The following is a 15,887-nucleotide window of genomic DNA, read 5'->3' as shown; positions in this document are numbered from 1 at the left end:
TAGATGAAAAGGAATACGATTGCAATGTATTTGGTGGGTTGGGATAAACAGGAAATTCATATTCAGCCAAAAGGGCTTGCCATGTTTGGTTATGGCAACTGGAAACATCGTGCCTATGAACAACGAACAGCTTTATTTGCCCGCAGTATTTGTATTCAAACCTTAGACAATGACTTATTAATTTTTTGCTGTCTGGATATGGGGTGTGTGACCTATGCCATGCGTCATTTAGCGATACAGCGTTTACAGCGTAAACTGGGGGAGCGTTTTCAGCCGCAGCGTTTGGTATTGATGGCAACGCATACTCATTCTGCACCTGGCGGTTGTGCACATGAAGCGTTGTACAATATGCCCACACCTGGTTTTGTGCCTGAACATTTAAATGCAGTGGTCGATGCGATTGTGGGCAGTGTGCTCAAAGCTTTGGCGACCCAGAAAAAACCGATATTTATATGAGCAATGGTCGTTTTGCAGAAGAAACGCCAGTGGCATGGAATCGCTCTTTAACAGCGTATAACCGTAATCCTGATGTATCTCGTAGAACGCTGGAACAGGCACATTTGGCCTTAGATCGTGATATGCAATTGCTTGGTTTTTATCGCGAAGGTAATTTACAGGCAGTTTTTTCTTTATTTGGGGTGCATGCTACCTGTTTAAGCAGTCGTTTAAGCGCTCATGATGGTGATAACAAAGGTTATGCCGCACTTTGTACCGAGCGTGCACTGCAACAACGTGGGGTCAAAAATCCTGTGGCAATTTTTGCCCAAGCCGCAGCGGGTGATGTTTCTCCACATTATCATGGCCCTGAGCAGTCACAGGTACGTGCTGCAATGCGCGATGAAAAAGAATACGAATATACACAGCAAAATGGTCGCTATCAAAGTGAATTGGCACTGAAAGCTTTGGCACATAGAGGTACGCCGTTAATGGGAGCTTTAGATGCTGTGTGCCATTATGTCGATTTAAGCAATATTGAAATTCCAGTTGAATTTGCGATGGGGCAAACAGATGCAAAAACCAGTGCAGCCTGTCATGGTGCAGCATTTTTTGCAGGAACACCTGTAGATGGTGCAGGTGTGGCACAACCGATTTTTAAAGGTATGCAATGGTTAGCGCAGCGAGTGAAAAAGAAAAAGTTGAGTAATCCTCAAGCCGCAGATTATACCTATTATCAACAGCTATATGCCTCACAAGGCCCCAAAGATATTGTGCTGGAATGTGGTTCTAAAACCATTTTTGGCAAGCCACTGAATCATTATCCTAAATTTTTAGACAAACTGATTGCAGAAATGAACAAGCAGGCCAGTGTAGGCGCAATTGATCATAGCTTGTTGGTACCGAATGTAGTGCCATTACAATTAATTAAAATTGGCGACTTAACCTTGCTGTGCTGTCCTGGGGAAATTACTACTGTTGCAGCTAAGCGGCTCAAAGTAACCGTACAACAAGAATTGGAATCGACTCAAAAAGTATGGTTGGCTTCATGTTGCAATGATTATATGGGCTATGTGACCACCTTCGAGGAATATCAACAACAAGCCTATGAAGGTGGTCACACTTTATATGGACAGTGGACTTTGGCAGCGTTGCAAACTAAATTTCAATATTTCGCAGAGCAATTGAATTTGCCTATTCCACAACGCGATACAGCATCGTTATTACCGCCCGCTGTACCTTTGGATGAATTAGAAAAAAGAACATATCGTGACAGTTTGAAAGCTAATGCGCTAAATGAATTGTGGTTTTTTTATACATTGTTCCATGTGAAACATATTCTAAATCATGTACTAGTCAGGAGGTTAATCTAAATCAATATGGATAGAGAGGTCATTTATCTCATCCATGTGTCTCTATTTTTTTAATGCGGTACTTTAAAAAGTAACGCAAAACAAACTGCAATAAAAATAAATGCCACGCAGAAAAAGGAAGGATTATGAAACAGCGTTGGAGTAACTGGTCTGGAAAGCAAACAGCCTATCCAGACTTTTTACAGCCGAAAAATGTAGATGAACTGAAAAAAATTGTGCGAAAGCACGACAAAATTAGAATGGTCGGAGCAGGGCATTCCTTTAGCCCCTTAGCCACAACCGATGATGTGATGGTGAATTTAGATCATATTCAGGGGGTGCATCAATTTAATGCACAAAAGCAGCAATGCACCTTACATGCAGGGACTCGGCTGTACAAACTGGGTGAATGTCTAGCACCGATTCATCAGGCGCTGCAAAATCAGGGCGATATTGATCATCAGAGTTTGGCAGGTGTGGTTGCAACAGGAACACATGGCACAGGTGTGGATTTACCTTGTCTATCGGCTTTGGTGACTGATTTTGAACTGCTCACAGCAGAGGGTGAGGTGTTGCAATGTTCACCTGAACACAATGCTGAAATTTTTCAGGCAGGTCGGGTCGCGCTGGGCAGTTTTGGGGTGATGACCAAAATCACTTTACAAAACCGTTCGCGCTATAAACTCAAAGAGCAGCTACGTTTATGTGCCTTGAGTGATATTTATCAATATATAGACCGTTGGAAGCATCAACATCGCCATATTGAGTTTTGGGCATTTTTACACAGTGATCAGGTGATTTTAAAAACCTTAGATGAGAGCCGAGGATTGACGGATCCTCGTCCGCAACATTGGTTATCAGAAGACCGTTTATTAAATTTTTGTTCGGAAATAACCCGTGTTTTTCCACAGTTAAATCCGTATTTACAATCTTTGTTGGGCGTGTTTATCAAACCGAGTACTCATGTCGATTGGTCAAGTCAAATTTTCCCAACGCCACGCAATACCAAATTTAACGAAATGGAATACCAATTGCCTGCCGAGCAAGGTTTGGCGTGTTTAGAAGAATTATTGGCGGTTTTGAAACAACAGCGTGTCGCCATGTTTTTCCCAATCGAGTTTCGCTATGTCAAAGGCGATGATATTTGGCTGAGTCCTTTTTATGGACGGGATTCGGTGTCTATTTCAATCCACCAATTTTATAAACAAGATTGCCAACATATTTTTAAATGGGTCGAACCGATTTTACAAAAATATCAGGGACGTCCACATTGGGGCAAATTGCACAGTATGCAAGCGGATCAATTACGTGAGTTATATCCAAAATGGGATGATTTTATGCAACTTCGTGAGCAGCTTGATCCACAGCAAAAATGGATTAATCCATATTTAAGACAAATTTTCACGATTCCAAGTTTGAGTGCAGCGTGATGTTCAATAAACAACTCAAGCAATCGCAAAATAAGAGCATTCAATTAGGGAGCGTGACATGCAAAGTGATTATTTTCAGCAACTCACCCACAGTTTGCAGCAACAGGGTACAGGAACACCGCAACTGATTGTGGATATGGCACGTTTTCAGCATAACTTGGATTATGTTGCAGCCCATTTGCCTGCACGGTTGCAACCACGACTGGTGGTGAAATCGCTAGCGTGTTTGGAGATATTGCAACACGCAAGCCAAAGTCTGAATACGCAGCGTTTTATGTTGTTTCATCTGCCACATTTGTATGAAGTGATGCAGCACTTTCCACAAGCAGATGTACTGTTTGGCAAGCCAATGCCAATACGTGCGGTAGATGCTTTTTATCAGCAGGTGATGGCGTCTGCTGAGAATATCCAATTGCATTTACAATGGTTGGTTGATCAACCTGCACGTTTACAACAGTATTTACATTTGGCACAACAACGCCAGCTTTGTTTGAATATTAATCTTGAAATTGATATCGGTTTGCATCGTGGTGGGGCGCAAGATCATGCTGGATTTATGCAAATGCTGGAATTGATTCAGCAGCATCCACAACATTTAAAACTGTCAGGTTTGATGGGGTACGATGCGCATGTGGTGAAATTACCAAATGTATTTCATGCACAAGCCAAAGCCTATCAACACTCACAGCAGCAATATAGAAATTATAAACAACTGATTCAGCATCATTTTCCAAAGTTGTGGCAGGATGACTTGTGTTTTAACGGTGGTGGTAGCCTGACATTTATGCAGCATTGTCAGCACAGTGAATGTAATGATCTGGCTTTTGGTTCGATGTTGCTTAAACCCAGTGATTTTGATTTAAAAATCTTGTCAGATTTGCAATCGGCTTTGTGGATTGCAACACCTGTTTTAAAGGTATTGGCTGCGGTACAAGTGCCAGGCTTAGATCGTTTGCAGTCCTATTTGCCACAATCCAATCAAGCCGTTTTTGTTTATGGTGGCTATTGGATGGCAGATTATGTTTATCCTGAGAGCAGTCATCCACATGCTTTATACGGACGCAGTAGCAATCAAGAGTTGATTCAAGTACCCAAACAGCATCGCATCCAAATAGATGATTATGTATTTTTACGCCCGCAACAGAGTGAGGCGGTGTTGCCACAGTTTGAAGCGGTGTATGCCTATCAACATGGACAATTCACGCCGTGGGCAACCTTTAGGGAATAAAAACAGCTGAAATGCCGATTCTTTGGCTTTTTTAGTACACAAAGGTTTAAACCTGTACGCAAGCCGTGTAAAATTTAAGGCGCTTTTTATTTATACACCGTTTTTATCTTTTGAGGGTCTCCCTTAATCATAATCTCGCGGTGATATGCTCCATGGTACGGGGCATCACTCCTTAAGGATTTTTATCTATGCCTATTATCACTTTGCCAAATGGCGATCAAAAACAGTTTGATCAAGCCGTATCTGTGATGGAAGTTGCTCAAAGCATCGGTCCGGGTCTTGCCAAAAATACAGTTGCTGGACGTGTGAATGATCGTTTGGTCGATGCCTGCGATTTAATTACCGAAGATGCAACCCTACAAATTATTACGCCTAAAGATGAAGAAGGCGTAGAGATTATCCGTCACTCATGTGCGCACTTAGTGGGGCATGCGGTAAAACAGCTTTTCCCTGAAGCGAAAATGGTGATTGGCCCTGTCATTGAAGAAGGTTTCTACTATGACATCTGGATGCCTCGTCCATTTACGTTAGATGATTTGGCAGCAATCGAAGAGCGTATGAAAAAGCTCATCGACCAAGATTATGATGTTGTGAAAAAAATGACCCCGCGTGATGAAGTAATTGCAGAATTCACAGCGCGTGGCGAAGAATATAAATTACGTTTGATTGCAGACATGCCAAACGAAACTCAAATGGGTTTGTACTATCATCAAGACTATTTGGATATGTGCCGTGGTCCACACGTTCCAAACACTAAATTCTTAAAGTCGTTCAAACTCACCAAAATTTCTGGCGCTTACTGGCGCGGTGATGCGAAAAACGAACAGTTACAACGTATTTATGGTACGGCTTGGGCAGACAAAAAGCAGCTCGCGGCGTATATCAAACGTATTGAAGAAGCAGAAAAGCGTGACCACCGTAAAATTGGTAAAGCTTTGGACTTGTTCCACATGCAGGAAGAAGCGCCGGGCATGGTGTTTTGGCATCCAAATGGTTGGACGATTTACCAAGTACTTGAGCAATACATGCGTAAAGTACAACAAGACAACGGTTACCTAGAAATTCGTACCCCGCAAGTGGTCGATTTCACGCTATGGGAAAAATCAGGACATGCTGCCAACTACGCAGACAATATGTTTACCACCCATTCTGAAAACCGTAACTATGCAGTAAAACCAATGAACTGCCCATGTCACGTACAAGTCTTTAACCAAGGGCTAAAGTCATATCGTGATTTGCCAATTCGTCTGGCAGAATTTGGTTCATGTCACCGTAACGAGCCATCAGGTTCACTGCACGGCATTATGCGCGTACGTGGCTTTACTCAAGACGATGCCCACATTTTCTGTACCAAAGAACAAATTGGGCCAGAAGTTGCAGACTTCATCAAACTGACTTTAGATGTTTATAAAGATTTCGGTTTTGAAGAGGTGCAAATGAAACTGTCTACACGTCCTGAAAAACGTGTGGGAGATGATGCACTTTGGGATATGGCAGAAAAATCTTTGGCTGATGCCTTGGATGCTGCAGGTCTGGAATGGGAGTTACAACCGGGTGAAGGTGCGTTCTACGGCCCGAAAATTGAATTCTCACTGAAAGACTGCTTAGGTCGTGTGTGGCAATGTGGTACAATTCAGTGTGACTTTAACTTGCCTGAGCGTTTAGAGGCATCTTATGTCACTGAAGACAATGATCGTGATCAGCCTGTAATGTTGCACCGCGCAATTCTTGGCAGCTTTGAACGATTTATTGGTATACTTATTGAGCACTATGCAGGCTTTATGCCACCATGGTTAGCGCCAGTGCAAGCTTGTGTCATGAATATTACCGATTCACAAGCTGCTGCAAGTGAACAGGTCGTCGCAAAACTTAAAGAAAACGGTATTCGTGCTATTTCTGACTTGAGAAATGAGAAAATCGGCTTTAAGATTCGTGAGCGTACATTAGAGCGTATTCCATACTTACTGGTACTTGGGGACCGTGAAGTGGAAGAAGGAACGGTAAACGTCCGTACTCGCTCAGGAACAAATTTGGGTACTATGTCAATTGATGCTTTCATTGACCTAGTGAAAACAGCCGTCGCAGAACGCGGCCGGTATATTGTGGAGTAACAGCGATTAAACAGCCTGACCGTAATCAACAGGGCGGAAAATCTAACCGTCCTGCTTTGAATGATGAAATTCGTGCAAAAGAAGTCCGTCTTGTAGACGAAAATGGTGAGCAAAAAGGTATTGTAAGCTTGGCTGATGCATTACGCGCAGCAGAAAGCGTTGACCTTGACTTGGTGGAAATTGTGGCAAATGCCGAACCACCGGTGTGCAAAATCATGGACTTTAACAAGCATTTGTTTGATCTAAAGCAAAAGCAGAAAGAAGCGAAGAAAAAACAGCATCAAGTACAGGTGAAAGAAATCAAGCTCCGCCCTGCGACTGATGTTGGTGATTACAACGTAAAATTACGTGCAATTATCAAATTCCTTGAAGAAGGGAACAAGGTAAAAATCACTTTACGCTTCCGTGGTCGTGAAATGGCTCACCAACAGTTAGGTTTGGCTCAATTGCAAAAAGTTGAAGCAGATGTAATTGAATATGGTGTAGTTGAACAAGCACCAAAAATGGAAGGTCGTCAAATGGGTATGTTGCTTGGTCCTAAAAAGAAAAAGTAATCCCATCTTGAACAAAAGAAGCACTGCACCTTGGCGGTGCTTTTTTTTGCGTGATGAAAGTGAGCATCTATGTTTCATGTTTATGAGATATGCCATTCGATAAAAAAACTCTACGCAGCGACACGCAACAAACGCTTAAAAACATGCTATAACTAAAACCGCAGTAGAAGAATGCTGGTCAAAAAGCAAAAAAAGTAATGAAGGATAAAACATGATTGATCTTTATTATTGGGGCACCCCCAACGGTCATAAAATTAGTATTGCACTTGAAGAAATGGGTTTGGAATATCAAATTTTCCCCATCAATATTTCAGAAGATGATCAATTTCAGCCAGATTTTTTAAAAATTTCGCCCAATAATAAAATTCCTGCAATTGTCGATCAGAACGGTCCGCGTGGTGAGCCAATCTCTGTGTTTGAGTCGGGTGCAATTTTGCAATATCTAGGGCGCAAAACTGGCATGTTTTATCCTACCGATGAACAGGAGCGTGTTGAAGTAGAGCAGTGGCTCATGTGGCAAATGGGTGGTTTTGGTCCAATGTTAGGACAGAATCATCATTTTAGCCGTTATGCACCAGAGAAAATTCCTTATGCGATTGAACGCTATATCAATGAATCCAAGCGTTTGTATGGCGTGTTAAATAAGCAGTTGATGGGGCAAAAGTACGTGGCGGGCGAATATTCAATTGCTGATATGGCTATTTTGCCGTGGGCGTTACGTCATGACTGGCAAAATATTTCGCTGGAAGATTATCCGTATGTACAAGACTATATTACACGGCTGACTGCGCGCCCTGCAGTGCAGAAAGCACTCGCGATTCAAGTTTAAATCTACTTTTATGCTAAGATGCCAGCCACCTGATACCTCACTTTTTCAGGTGGCTTTTTTATTGGATGAGCTATGCAAGAATTTTTTTTAAACTTTACCAAGATTGTTGAGCAAAATGCCAAAGTGTATTGGAGCATTATTTTGGGCATTGTGTCTTGCTTGATCTTATTTGTGATCGAAGCATTTCATGTGCAGAATATGATTGCGGCTTTAAATAGCACAGATCAACAGGTTTTACGTGCTGCGATTGAGCCTGTTACTCAGCGTTATACATGGGCACGTGCGGCACTTATTTTGCTTAGTATTTTTTGGGCGAGCTGGGAATATCGTAAAACCAAGCAGGCTTTAGGGCTTTAAATCGTCTATGCTTTGGACGCTGTTTGGTTTATTTTTATCTGCATTTGGTGCGGCAACTTTATTGCCTTTACAGTCCGAAGCTGTGTTGTTGGGGCTGTTATATGAAGGCAGCTATGCACCCATTTGGCTGATTAGCATTGCCAGTCTAGGCAATATTTTAGGTTCTTGTGTGAACTGGTATTTGGGACTCAAGATCGAACATTATAAAGATAAAAAGTGGTTTCCTGTTTCGGCTACACAATTAGAAAAAGCACAGCACACCTACGCCAAATATGGGTTTTGGTCTTTACTGCTCAGTTGGGTGCCGATTATTGGTGATCCAATTACGCTGATTGCAGGTTTAATGAAAGAACATTTTGCCCGTTTTGTGTTGATGGTGAGTCTAGCCAAAATCGGGCGTTATCTGTTTATTTATTTTGTTTATACATGGGTTTAAGCAAGCAACCCCTATTATTTATAGACACTTATGACTGTTCTTGAGCATCACACGTGTTTAAATCAAAATAAATTTCATCTTTTAATTTTGACTTTTTATACAGCCAAAATTGACGCGGTACATCTACTTGAGCAGCTTTCACTGCAGCTAAAACTTGTTGATCAAGTGCGTATTGTCCCGAACCTTGTGTCAATTTCACACGTTTCACTTCGCCATGCTTATTTACTTTGAATTGAAACTTTAACTTACGTGAGTGATTTTTTAAATCTTCCGCACTTAAGTTTAATTGTGGTTGACTACGATACTTAAATTGAACTTTTTGCTGTTGTTGCTGTGCTAACCATTGTTTAGATTGAAAATCAAACTGGCAATCTTCGTGCTGGTTATCCTGAAATCTTAAATTAAAGCTTTGAAAACCAATGGTCGGTACGGCAGTATCTTCTACATAGGTCGGTTGAATTTCAGCAGTGCGAACCGCTTGTAATAAGGCATCATCTAATTTTTTCAGCCCTGTACTTTCTTGAATAGTGGCTTGACTGATTTTGCCGGTTTCATCTGCATAAATACGCACAATTGCAGCTCGGTTTTGTTGATTTAAATCTTCATTTTTATATTTGGGTTGTGGAAACTTGCGCCATGCTAAGCGTGTGGTGAGATGAGCAGGCAAGGCAGCACTTTTTTGTACTTCGAGTGTGGCTTTTGGTGTCGATTTCTGCTGCGGTGGTTTTGCAAAAAGATGCGTCGCACTGAGTCCAAGCAATAGAGTTATATATAAAGATGTTTTCATCATATTACGGTCTTTTTTATCTCACACAAGACGAGGCGAAGTATTGATGGAATTGTGGATAATCGCAAGGGTAATCCGCAACTTATTGCAAGTTTTTAGGGTGTTGATCTGCACAATTTTTGACAGAGCTTTAGCTTTATTTTGAATTGTAGTGGGTGTTCACAATTCCAGTATTTTTTCCTGAGTTGAATTACGGCAAATGAGTGAGGTAATGATCATTTTTTATTTAGCCAATATGCTTTTGTTTTAAGCAAAGATGCTTTAGAATACTCGCTCCCTTACCTGCAGGTCGTTTTTGCAATGGTGCAGACGTGCCGAACAGGTGTTTAAAGAGGTTGTTATGGCTAAGTTAAAAACTCGCCGTGGTGCAGCTAAACGTTTCAAAGCGACTGCTAACGGTTTCAAGCGTAAACAAGCGTTCAAACGCCACATTTTGACCAAAAAATCTGCTAAACGTATCCGTCAATTGCGCGGCTGTGTAATGGTTCACGTGAGTGACGTTGCTGCTGTTCGTGCTATGTGCCCATACATCTAAGGAGATTATAAATGGCTCGTGTAAAACGTGGTGTACAGGCTCATCGCCGTCATAAAAAAATTCTTGCTCGTGCTAAAGGTTACTATGGTGCTCGTTCACGCGTATATCGCGTAGCGTTCCAAGCGGTAATCAAAGCAGGTCAATACGCTTACCGTGACCGTCGTCAAAAGAAACGTCAATTCCGTGCTTTATGGATTGCGCGTATCAATGCGGGCGCTCGTCAAAATGGTTTATCGTACAGCCGTATGATCGCTGGCTTGAAAAAAGCACAAGTGATTATCGACCGTCGCGTACTTGCTGACATCGCTATGCATGACGCAGTTGCATTTGCTGCTTTAGCTACAAAAGCTAAAGATGCATTAGCTGCATAAGTCTTTATGACTTAAAAGAAAGACCGCATTTGCGGTCTTTTTTTATGCCTGAAATTTAGGGTCTCTGCCAAGTTTCATAACTCAATCTGAGAAATTTTTAGCCACAGCCTGAGCAAAAACAAGCACTGCTTTGTTTGCAGCGGAAGGCGCAGCGAAGGACAAGCATATTTTTTGCTGCTATTGCGTTATGTGCCGGTCATTTAGAATGACTAAATTTCCTGTCCCATGCCTTATATCAGCTAAAAAATATGCGTTGTCGCAAACATAGACGAATTGTCAACAGCCCCTAAGCTTATAAACCAAAATAATAGGCAGCTGCACAAATAACCACAGTCATTAAAATCAGTTTAATCACGGCAGATGTACCCACTTTATGCGTAGCTGCAGGTGTTGGTATTTGTGGTGAAGCGATGTTTTGTACTTGGCTAGGCGTTGATTCAAAAGGATCAGGTGTTTGCACTGGCGTGAGCTGTGCGGTCTTATAATGGTTTGCCACCTTAGTGATAAATTTGGCGTGTAAATCTTCAAGTTTCTGAGAAAAATGACGTAAATTGAGTTGTTCGCTTGGTTCAAGTTCTGTGCCATCGGCATGATAAGGATGCTGGATTTTATTCTGGATGAATTGATCCAGTGCATCTAAACGATACAGCATCTGATGTGCATAGGCAGCAGGGTAGTCTGCGGGAATTAACGCCAAAGTTGGGTACATGCTTTCAGTTGCGTTTTGAGTAAGATCTACACCGAAATAAGGTTTAGCGCTTTGCTCTGGTTCAACAAACTCTGTAGCACAAGGATTTAAAAATAACTCGGAGCGAATAAAGCGATCAATTTCATCCCAGTTTGGAGAGGCAAAATCTGTATCGAGCTGTCTGGCAAGTTTGTGATTTAATTGATAACGCCACATGACTTCTTGACGTAGCTCGCTCTGTTGGGAAACAGGCGCCATATAATCTTGTTCTGCGGTATACCATTCTGCAAGCTCTTTTCCGAAAATCCAAGCAGATTTGTGCTGTGCCTCGTGACTCACAATAAAGTGTGCAAAAGGCAATAACTCTACATTTGGATTGGGGTTTTTTTCATCATTTAAAATACTTGCCTGATGTAGGCTTAAACGTCGCACACCTTGTTGTTTAAGATGCTCTAACCAGATTTGAAAGTGTTGTGCCAGTAAATGTTGTGACAATAAATCACGAAACTGAATTTGATGCTGGTTAAACACTTGATGCTTGAGCCAATGATTAAAACTTAAATCTTGAGCCAAATATTCATTGCCATAAGTCACAAGGGCAAGTTGCTGTTTCCAAATCTGATCGAGCGCCATAATGTTGAGATCTCGTGGTGATTGGCTTTATCTTATACTTTTTGTATTTCAAGATGCTAATCTAATTTTCATTACATCGAAGCTTCATCAAAGCGACTAAAAACTGTTAGAATACGGGGTTTTTAAATTATTTCTAAATTGTTGCTTTTGAGAGTTACTATGTCACTGGAAGCCCTGACCAATGAAGCGCTCGCTGCAATTGCAGCAGCAGAGGACCTTGCTACACTCGACCAGGTGCGAGTGCAATTTACGGGGAAAAAAAGCCAGCTTGCGGAACAATCCAAAGCACTGGGTAAAATGGACCCTGAACAGCGTAAAGAATTTGGTGCACAAATTCATGCTGTGCGTGAAGCAATCAATGCGGCATTAACTGCGCGTCAAACTGAATTACAACAAGCGGCTTTGGCACAAAAACTGGCGAATGAAACCGTTGATATTACTTTGCCAGGTCGTGGTCAAAGCATCGGCAGTATTCACCCAGTTACGCAGGTACAGGAACGTATTTGCCAATTCTTTACCAAAGCAGGTTTTACCGTGGCAACGGGCCCAGAAGTTGAAGATGACTATCACAACTTTGAAGCGTTGAATATTCCAGGACATCACCCTGCGCGTGCCATGCACGATACTTTCTATTTTGATGTGAATCATTTATTGCGTACCCACACGTCGGGCGTACAAATTCGCACCATGGAAAATCAACAGCCGCCTATTCGTATTGTTTGTCCAGGTCGTGTGTATCGCTGCGACTCAGACCAAACACACTCACCAATGTTCCATCAAATTGAAGGCTTATACGTCGCAGAAAATACCAGTTTTGCAGAACTCAAAGGTTTGTTGATTAACTTATTAAATGAATTCTTTGAAAAAGACTTAAAAGTACGTTTCCGCCCATCTTATTTCCCATTCACAGAGCCAAGTGCCGAAGTGGATATTATGGATGAACGTGGTCGCTGGTTGGAAGTTTTGGGCTGCGGTATGGTGCATCCAAATGTGTTACGCGCTTCAGGCATTGATCCAGAAAAATATAAAGGTTTTGCCTTCGGTTTAGGGGTAGAGCGTTTTGCGATGTTGCGTTATGGCATCAATGACTTGCGTATGTTCTACCAAAATGATGTGCGTTTCTTGCGCCAGTTTGCTTAAAACTTTTTAAACAACCTTTCCTAAAATTAGGAGAGGGAAAAGAGATTATTTTTAAATTTTAAAAATCCCCCTAAATCCCCCTTTGTAAAAGGGGGACTTACGCGAAATAAATAGAAGTGTGGGAATTCCCCTCTTTGTTAAAGAGGGGTTAGGGGAGATTCAGGAAATGAATGTATGAAAATTAGCGAAAATTGGCTACGCACGTGGGTTAACCCAGCCATTGACAGCGATACTTTATCGAATCAACTCACGATGCTGGGTCTAGAAGTTGATGATATGTCACCAGCAGCAAAGCCATTTACAGGCGTTGTGGTGGGTGAAGTCTTAACGGTTGAACAGCATCCAGATGCAGATCGTTTACGTGTGACTACGGTAAATATTGGTTCAGGTGAGCCGTTGCAGATTGTGTGTGGTGCGCCAAACGTGCGTGTAGGTATGAAAGCACCTGTGGCAACCATTGGTGCGGTATTGCCAGGCGACTTTAAAATCAAAAAAGGCAAACTGCGTGGTGTGGAATCACAAGGGATGCTCTGCGGCGCATCAGAAATTGACCTTGAAGATAAACTTGATGGTTTATTGGAACTGCCTGCAGATGCACCTGTAGGTGTGAATGTACGTGAATATCTTGATCTAGATGACCATGTCATTGATATCAGTATTACTCCAAACCGTGGTGATTGTTTCAGTATTCGTGGTATTGCCCGTGAAATTGGGGTGATTAACCAATTGCCAGTGAATACACCTGACATTCAGGCAGTAGCGGCAACTATTCAGGATGAAAAAACTGTACAAAGTTTGACGGAAGGCTGCCCACGTTATTTAGGTCGTGTGATTAAAAATGTAAATACCAAAGCCGCTACACCTGAGTGGATGGAGCGCGCGTTGGCACGTTCAGGTATCCGTCAGCACAGTATTTTGGTTGATATTACCAACTATGTCTTGATTGAATTGGGTCAGCCAATGCACGCTTTTGATGGTGCTAAAATTCAAGGTGGCATTCAAGTTCGTCAAGCGACTGCAGCAGAAAAATTGGTGCTGTTAAACGAGCAAGAAGTTGAGCTGCAAGATGATGTGATGGTGATTGCCGATGACGCAAAAGTATTGGCGATGGCGGGCATCATGGGTGGTTTATCTTCTGCGGTAAGTGATGAAACCACAGAAATTTTCCTTGAATCCGCTTTCTTTGCACCATTGCATATCGCAGGTCGTGCACGTCGTTATGGTTTGCATACCGATGCCTCACAGCGTTATGAACGTGGTGTCGATTTTGAATTGCCATTATTGGCGATGAACCGTGCATCACAACTGATTGCAGAATTTGCTGGCGGCGAATTTGGTCCAATTACAGTGGCAGAACAAGCAGCACAATTGCCAACACGTGAAGCAATTGCGTTAAATCAAGCGCAAGTCGATCAGCTCTTGGGTTATCACGTTGATGCTACATTTATTGCCGATGCTTTAACTCGTTTAGGCTGCGAAGTTACTGTTCAAGCTGAAGGTCAGTGGAGCGTTGTACCACCATCACATCGTTTTGATATGGCAATTTACCAAGACTTAATTGAAGAAGTTGCTCGTATTCACGGTTATGACAACATTCAAATCAGTTTGCCTGTGATTGATGTGCAATTAGCAAAATACCAAGATCAGTTTGAAGTTGCGCAATTACGTCAAACCGCAGTGACTTTAGGTTATCAAGAAGCAATTAGTTTTAGCTTTGCCGATGCAAAATTGGAAAAACAATTAAACCCTGCAGTGAATCCGTTGGCATTGGCGAATCCAATTTCAAGCGATTTGGCAGTAATGCGCTCAACGTTGTTATCCAGCTTAATTCCATGCGTTCAGTACAACGTGAATCGTCAACAAAACCGTGTGCGTTTCTTTGAGTTGGGTTTACGTTTTGATTATCAACATGCAGCAAGCATTCATGACTTGAAGCAAATTCCAACTTTGGCATTGATTGCGGTGGGTGCTAAACATGCAGAATCTTGGCATGCTAAAGCTCAGCCTATGGATTTCTTCGATTTTAAAGGCGATATTGAAGAAATTTTAGCTGCAGGTCGTGTGCAGGTAGAGTATGTTCGTTCAGAGCGTACTTGGTTGCATCCTGGACAATCTGCTGAAATTTTGGTAGATGGTCAGTCTATTGGTTACTTTGGTCGTTTACATCCATCTTTAGAAGATGAGCTGGATTTAGGCACGGCTTGGGTAGCAGAACTCGATCAAACAGCAGTTTTGCAAACTTATGTATCTAATTTTACAGAATTATCACGTTTTCCATCGGTTAGACGTGATATTGCGCTTTTAATTAGTGATAAGATAAATGTAAGCGAAATTCAGCAACTTATTGAAAAAACGGGTGGAGCGCTGTTAGACTCAACTTGGTTATTCGATGTGTATACTGGACAAGGTGTTGAACAAGGCAAGCGTTCTTTGGCTTTTGCTCTGTTATGGCAACATCCAACACGTACACTTGAAGATGCTGAAATTAAATCTGGTATGGATAACATTCTGCAAGTGTTGGAAAACACTTACCAAGCGACATTGAGGGCTTCATGACAGCATTAACAAAAGCAGAAATGGCTGATCATTTAAGTGAGCTCACGAGTTTAAACCGCCGTGAAGCGAAACAAATGGTCGAGTTATTTTTTGATGAGATCAGCCAAGCACTGATCTCTGGCGAGCAAGTTAAACTTTCAGGGTTTGGGAACTTCGAGTTACGTGATAAACGTCAACGACCTGGTCGCAACCCGAAAACAGGCGAAGAAATTCCAATTTCAGCCCGCCGTGTAGTCACATTCCGCGCAGGGCAGAAATTCCGCCAGCGTGTGGGAAATGAGCAGATCGATTGATCTGCTTTTTTTTATGCTTTTTATAAGAGATTTTAGAAAGACGCTGTGATTTAGCAAGACATAGTGATTGATCTTGCAATTGAGAGACTTGAATCAAACTATGGATATGAATGAAAACACTGTAGAGCTGAACAAGACGCTACCTAAGAATT

General features: G+C 42.0%; 14 protein-coding genes and 1 pseudogene. 13 read left to right on the top strand and 2 right to left on the bottom strand.

The window, feature by feature from the left end:
• Positions 1 to 24: 24 nt before the first annotated feature.
• The 8 genes and pseudogenes from FTU92_RS00165 (at position 25) to FTU92_RS00130 (ending at position 8,732) form a co-directional block, all read left to right on the top strand.
• A pseudogene (locus FTU92_RS00165) lies at positions 25 to 1,808 on the top strand (neutral/alkaline non-lysosomal ceramidase N-terminal domain-containing protein).
• 125 nt (positions 1,809 to 1,933) lie between these two features.
• Positions 1,934 to 3,217 carry a D-arabinono-1,4-lactone oxidase gene (locus FTU92_RS00160; RefSeq protein ID WP_131260750.1) on the top strand — a complete coding sequence of 428 codons (1,284 nt, stop codon included), beginning with the start codon at positions 1,934 to 1,936 and terminating at the stop codon, positions 3,215 to 3,217.
• Between the two features lie 58 nt (positions 3,218 to 3,275).
• Complete coding sequence (locus FTU92_RS00155; protein WP_178318757.1) at positions 3,276 to 4,445, top strand: alanine racemase; 1,170 nt, start codon at positions 3,276 to 3,278, stop codon at positions 4,443 to 4,445.
• 188 nt (positions 4,446 to 4,633) lie between these two features.
• A complete protein-coding gene (thrS, locus tag FTU92_RS00150; RefSeq protein ID WP_004975142.1) occupies positions 4,634 to 6,556 on the top strand; it encodes a threonine--tRNA ligase in 1,923 nt (640 codons plus the stop codon).
• 5 nt (positions 6,557 to 6,561) lie between these two features.
• A complete protein-coding gene (infC, locus tag FTU92_RS00145; protein ID WP_096902435.1) occupies positions 6,562 to 7,110 on the top strand; it encodes a translation initiation factor IF-3 in 549 nt (182 codons plus the stop codon).
• A 211-nt stretch (positions 7,111 to 7,321) separates the two neighbouring features.
• Positions 7,322 to 7,939, top strand: coding sequence for a glutathione S-transferase N-terminal domain-containing protein (locus FTU92_RS00140; protein WP_004975146.1), 618 nt, complete (start codon positions 7,322 to 7,324; stop codon positions 7,937 to 7,939).
• A gap of 72 nt (positions 7,940 to 8,011) precedes the next feature.
• Positions 8,012 to 8,296, top strand: coding sequence for a hypothetical protein (locus FTU92_RS00135; RefSeq protein WP_179991363.1), 285 nt, complete (start codon positions 8,012 to 8,014; stop codon positions 8,294 to 8,296).
• A gap of 7 nt (positions 8,297 to 8,303) precedes the next feature.
• Positions 8,304 to 8,732 (top strand): YqaA family protein, encoded by a 429-nt coding sequence (locus tag FTU92_RS00130; protein ID WP_004975149.1) that lies wholly within the window; start codon positions 8,304 to 8,306, stop codon positions 8,730 to 8,732.
• A 28-nt stretch (positions 8,733 to 8,760) separates the two neighbouring features.
• Here FTU92_RS00130 and FTU92_RS00125 read toward each other — a convergent pair whose 3' ends face one another.
• The gene (locus FTU92_RS00125; RefSeq protein ID WP_026438356.1) at positions 8,761 to 9,519 is read right to left on the bottom strand and encodes an energy transducer TonB; all 759 of its coding nucleotides are present in this window, start codon (positions 9,517 to 9,519) and stop codon (positions 8,761 to 8,763) included.
• 340 nt (positions 9,520 to 9,859) lie between these two features.
• Here FTU92_RS00125 and rpmI point away from each other — a divergent pair, with 340 nt between their 5' ends.
• Together rpmI and rplT are read left to right on the top strand one after the other, a co-directional pair.
• Complete coding sequence (rpmI, locus tag FTU92_RS00120; protein WP_004975152.1) at positions 9,860 to 10,054, top strand: 50S ribosomal protein L35; 195 nt, start codon at positions 9,860 to 9,862, stop codon at positions 10,052 to 10,054.
• Between the two features lie 11 nt (positions 10,055 to 10,065).
• Positions 10,066 to 10,425 (top strand): 50S ribosomal protein L20, encoded by a 360-nt coding sequence (rplT, locus tag FTU92_RS00115; RefSeq protein ID WP_004975153.1) that lies wholly within the window; start codon positions 10,066 to 10,068, stop codon positions 10,423 to 10,425.
• Positions 10,426 to 10,717: 292 nt separating this feature from the next.
• Here the strand turns inward: rplT and FTU92_RS00110 are convergent, their stop codons facing one another.
• Positions 10,718 to 11,746, bottom strand: coding sequence for a hypothetical protein (locus FTU92_RS00110; protein WP_180062341.1), 1,029 nt, complete (start codon positions 11,744 to 11,746; stop codon positions 10,718 to 10,720).
• Between the two features lie 159 nt (positions 11,747 to 11,905).
• Here FTU92_RS00110 and pheS point away from each other — a divergent pair, with 159 nt between their 5' ends.
• The 3 genes from pheS (at position 11,906) to FTU92_RS00095 (ending at position 15,735) form a co-directional block, all read left to right on the top strand.
• Positions 11,906 to 12,886 (top strand): phenylalanine--tRNA ligase subunit alpha, encoded by a 981-nt coding sequence (gene pheS, locus FTU92_RS00105; RefSeq protein WP_004975156.1) that lies wholly within the window; start codon positions 11,906 to 11,908, stop codon positions 12,884 to 12,886.
• Positions 12,887 to 13,060: 174 nt separating this feature from the next.
• Complete coding sequence (gene pheT / locus FTU92_RS00100) at positions 13,061 to 15,442, top strand: phenylalanine--tRNA ligase subunit beta (RefSeq protein WP_104852457.1); 2,382 nt, start codon at positions 13,061 to 13,063, stop codon at positions 15,440 to 15,442.
• On the top strand, positions 15,439 to 15,735 hold the full coding sequence (locus FTU92_RS00095) for an integration host factor subunit alpha (protein ID WP_004649746.1): 297 nt from the start codon (positions 15,439 to 15,441) through the stop codon (positions 15,733 to 15,735). Before pheT ends, FTU92_RS00095 begins: the two co-directional genes overlap by 4 nt.
• Positions 15,736 to 15,887: the final 152 nt, after the last annotated feature.

The organism is Acinetobacter sp. YH12205 (assembly GCF_013418125.1).
GTDB classification, from domain to species: domain Bacteria; phylum Pseudomonadota; class Gammaproteobacteria; order Pseudomonadales; family Moraxellaceae; genus Acinetobacter; species Acinetobacter towneri.
Note: the sequence above shows the minus strand (reverse complement) of the source record. Positions and strands in the feature narration are given on the sequence as shown.

Bases quoted from the DNA above. Each gene is read 5' to 3' on its own strand.
- FTU92_RS00160 (WP_131260750.1), top strand. From the start codon at position 1,934: ATGAAACAGCGTTGGAGTAACTGGTCTGGAAAGCAAACAGCCTATCCA.
- FTU92_RS00155 (WP_178318757.1), top strand. From the start codon at position 3,276: ATGCAAAGTGATTATTTTCAGCAACTCACCCACAGTTTGCAGCAACAG.
- thrS (WP_004975142.1), top strand. From the start codon at position 4,634: ATGCCTATTATCACTTTGCCAAATGGCGATCAAAAACAGTTTGATCAA.
- FTU92_RS00140 (WP_004975146.1), top strand. From the start codon at position 7,322: ATGATTGATCTTTATTATTGGGGCACCCCCAACGGTCATAAAATTAGT.
- FTU92_RS00135 (WP_179991363.1), top strand. From the start codon at position 8,012: ATGCAAGAATTTTTTTTAAACTTTACCAAGATTGTTGAGCAAAATGCC.
- FTU92_RS00130 (WP_004975149.1), top strand. From the start codon at position 8,304: ATGCTTTGGACGCTGTTTGGTTTATTTTTATCTGCATTTGGTGCGGCA.
- FTU92_RS00125 (WP_026438356.1), bottom strand. From the start codon at position 9,519: ATGAAAACATCTTTATATATAACTCTATTGCTTGGACTCAGTGCGACG.
- rpmI (WP_004975152.1), top strand. From the start codon at position 9,860: ATGGCTAAGTTAAAAACTCGCCGTGGTGCAGCTAAACGTTTCAAAGCG.
- rplT (WP_004975153.1), top strand. From the start codon at position 10,066: ATGGCTCGTGTAAAACGTGGTGTACAGGCTCATCGCCGTCATAAAAAA.
- FTU92_RS00110 (WP_180062341.1), bottom strand. From the start codon at position 11,746: ATGGCGCTCGATCAGATTTGGAAACAGCAACTTGCCCTTGTGACTTAT.
- pheS (WP_004975156.1), top strand. From the start codon at position 11,906: ATGTCACTGGAAGCCCTGACCAATGAAGCGCTCGCTGCAATTGCAGCA.
- pheT (WP_104852457.1), top strand. From the start codon at position 13,061: ATGAAAATTAGCGAAAATTGGCTACGCACGTGGGTTAACCCAGCCATT.
- FTU92_RS00095 (WP_004649746.1), top strand. From the start codon at position 15,439: ATGACAGCATTAACAAAAGCAGAAATGGCTGATCATTTAAGTGAGCTC.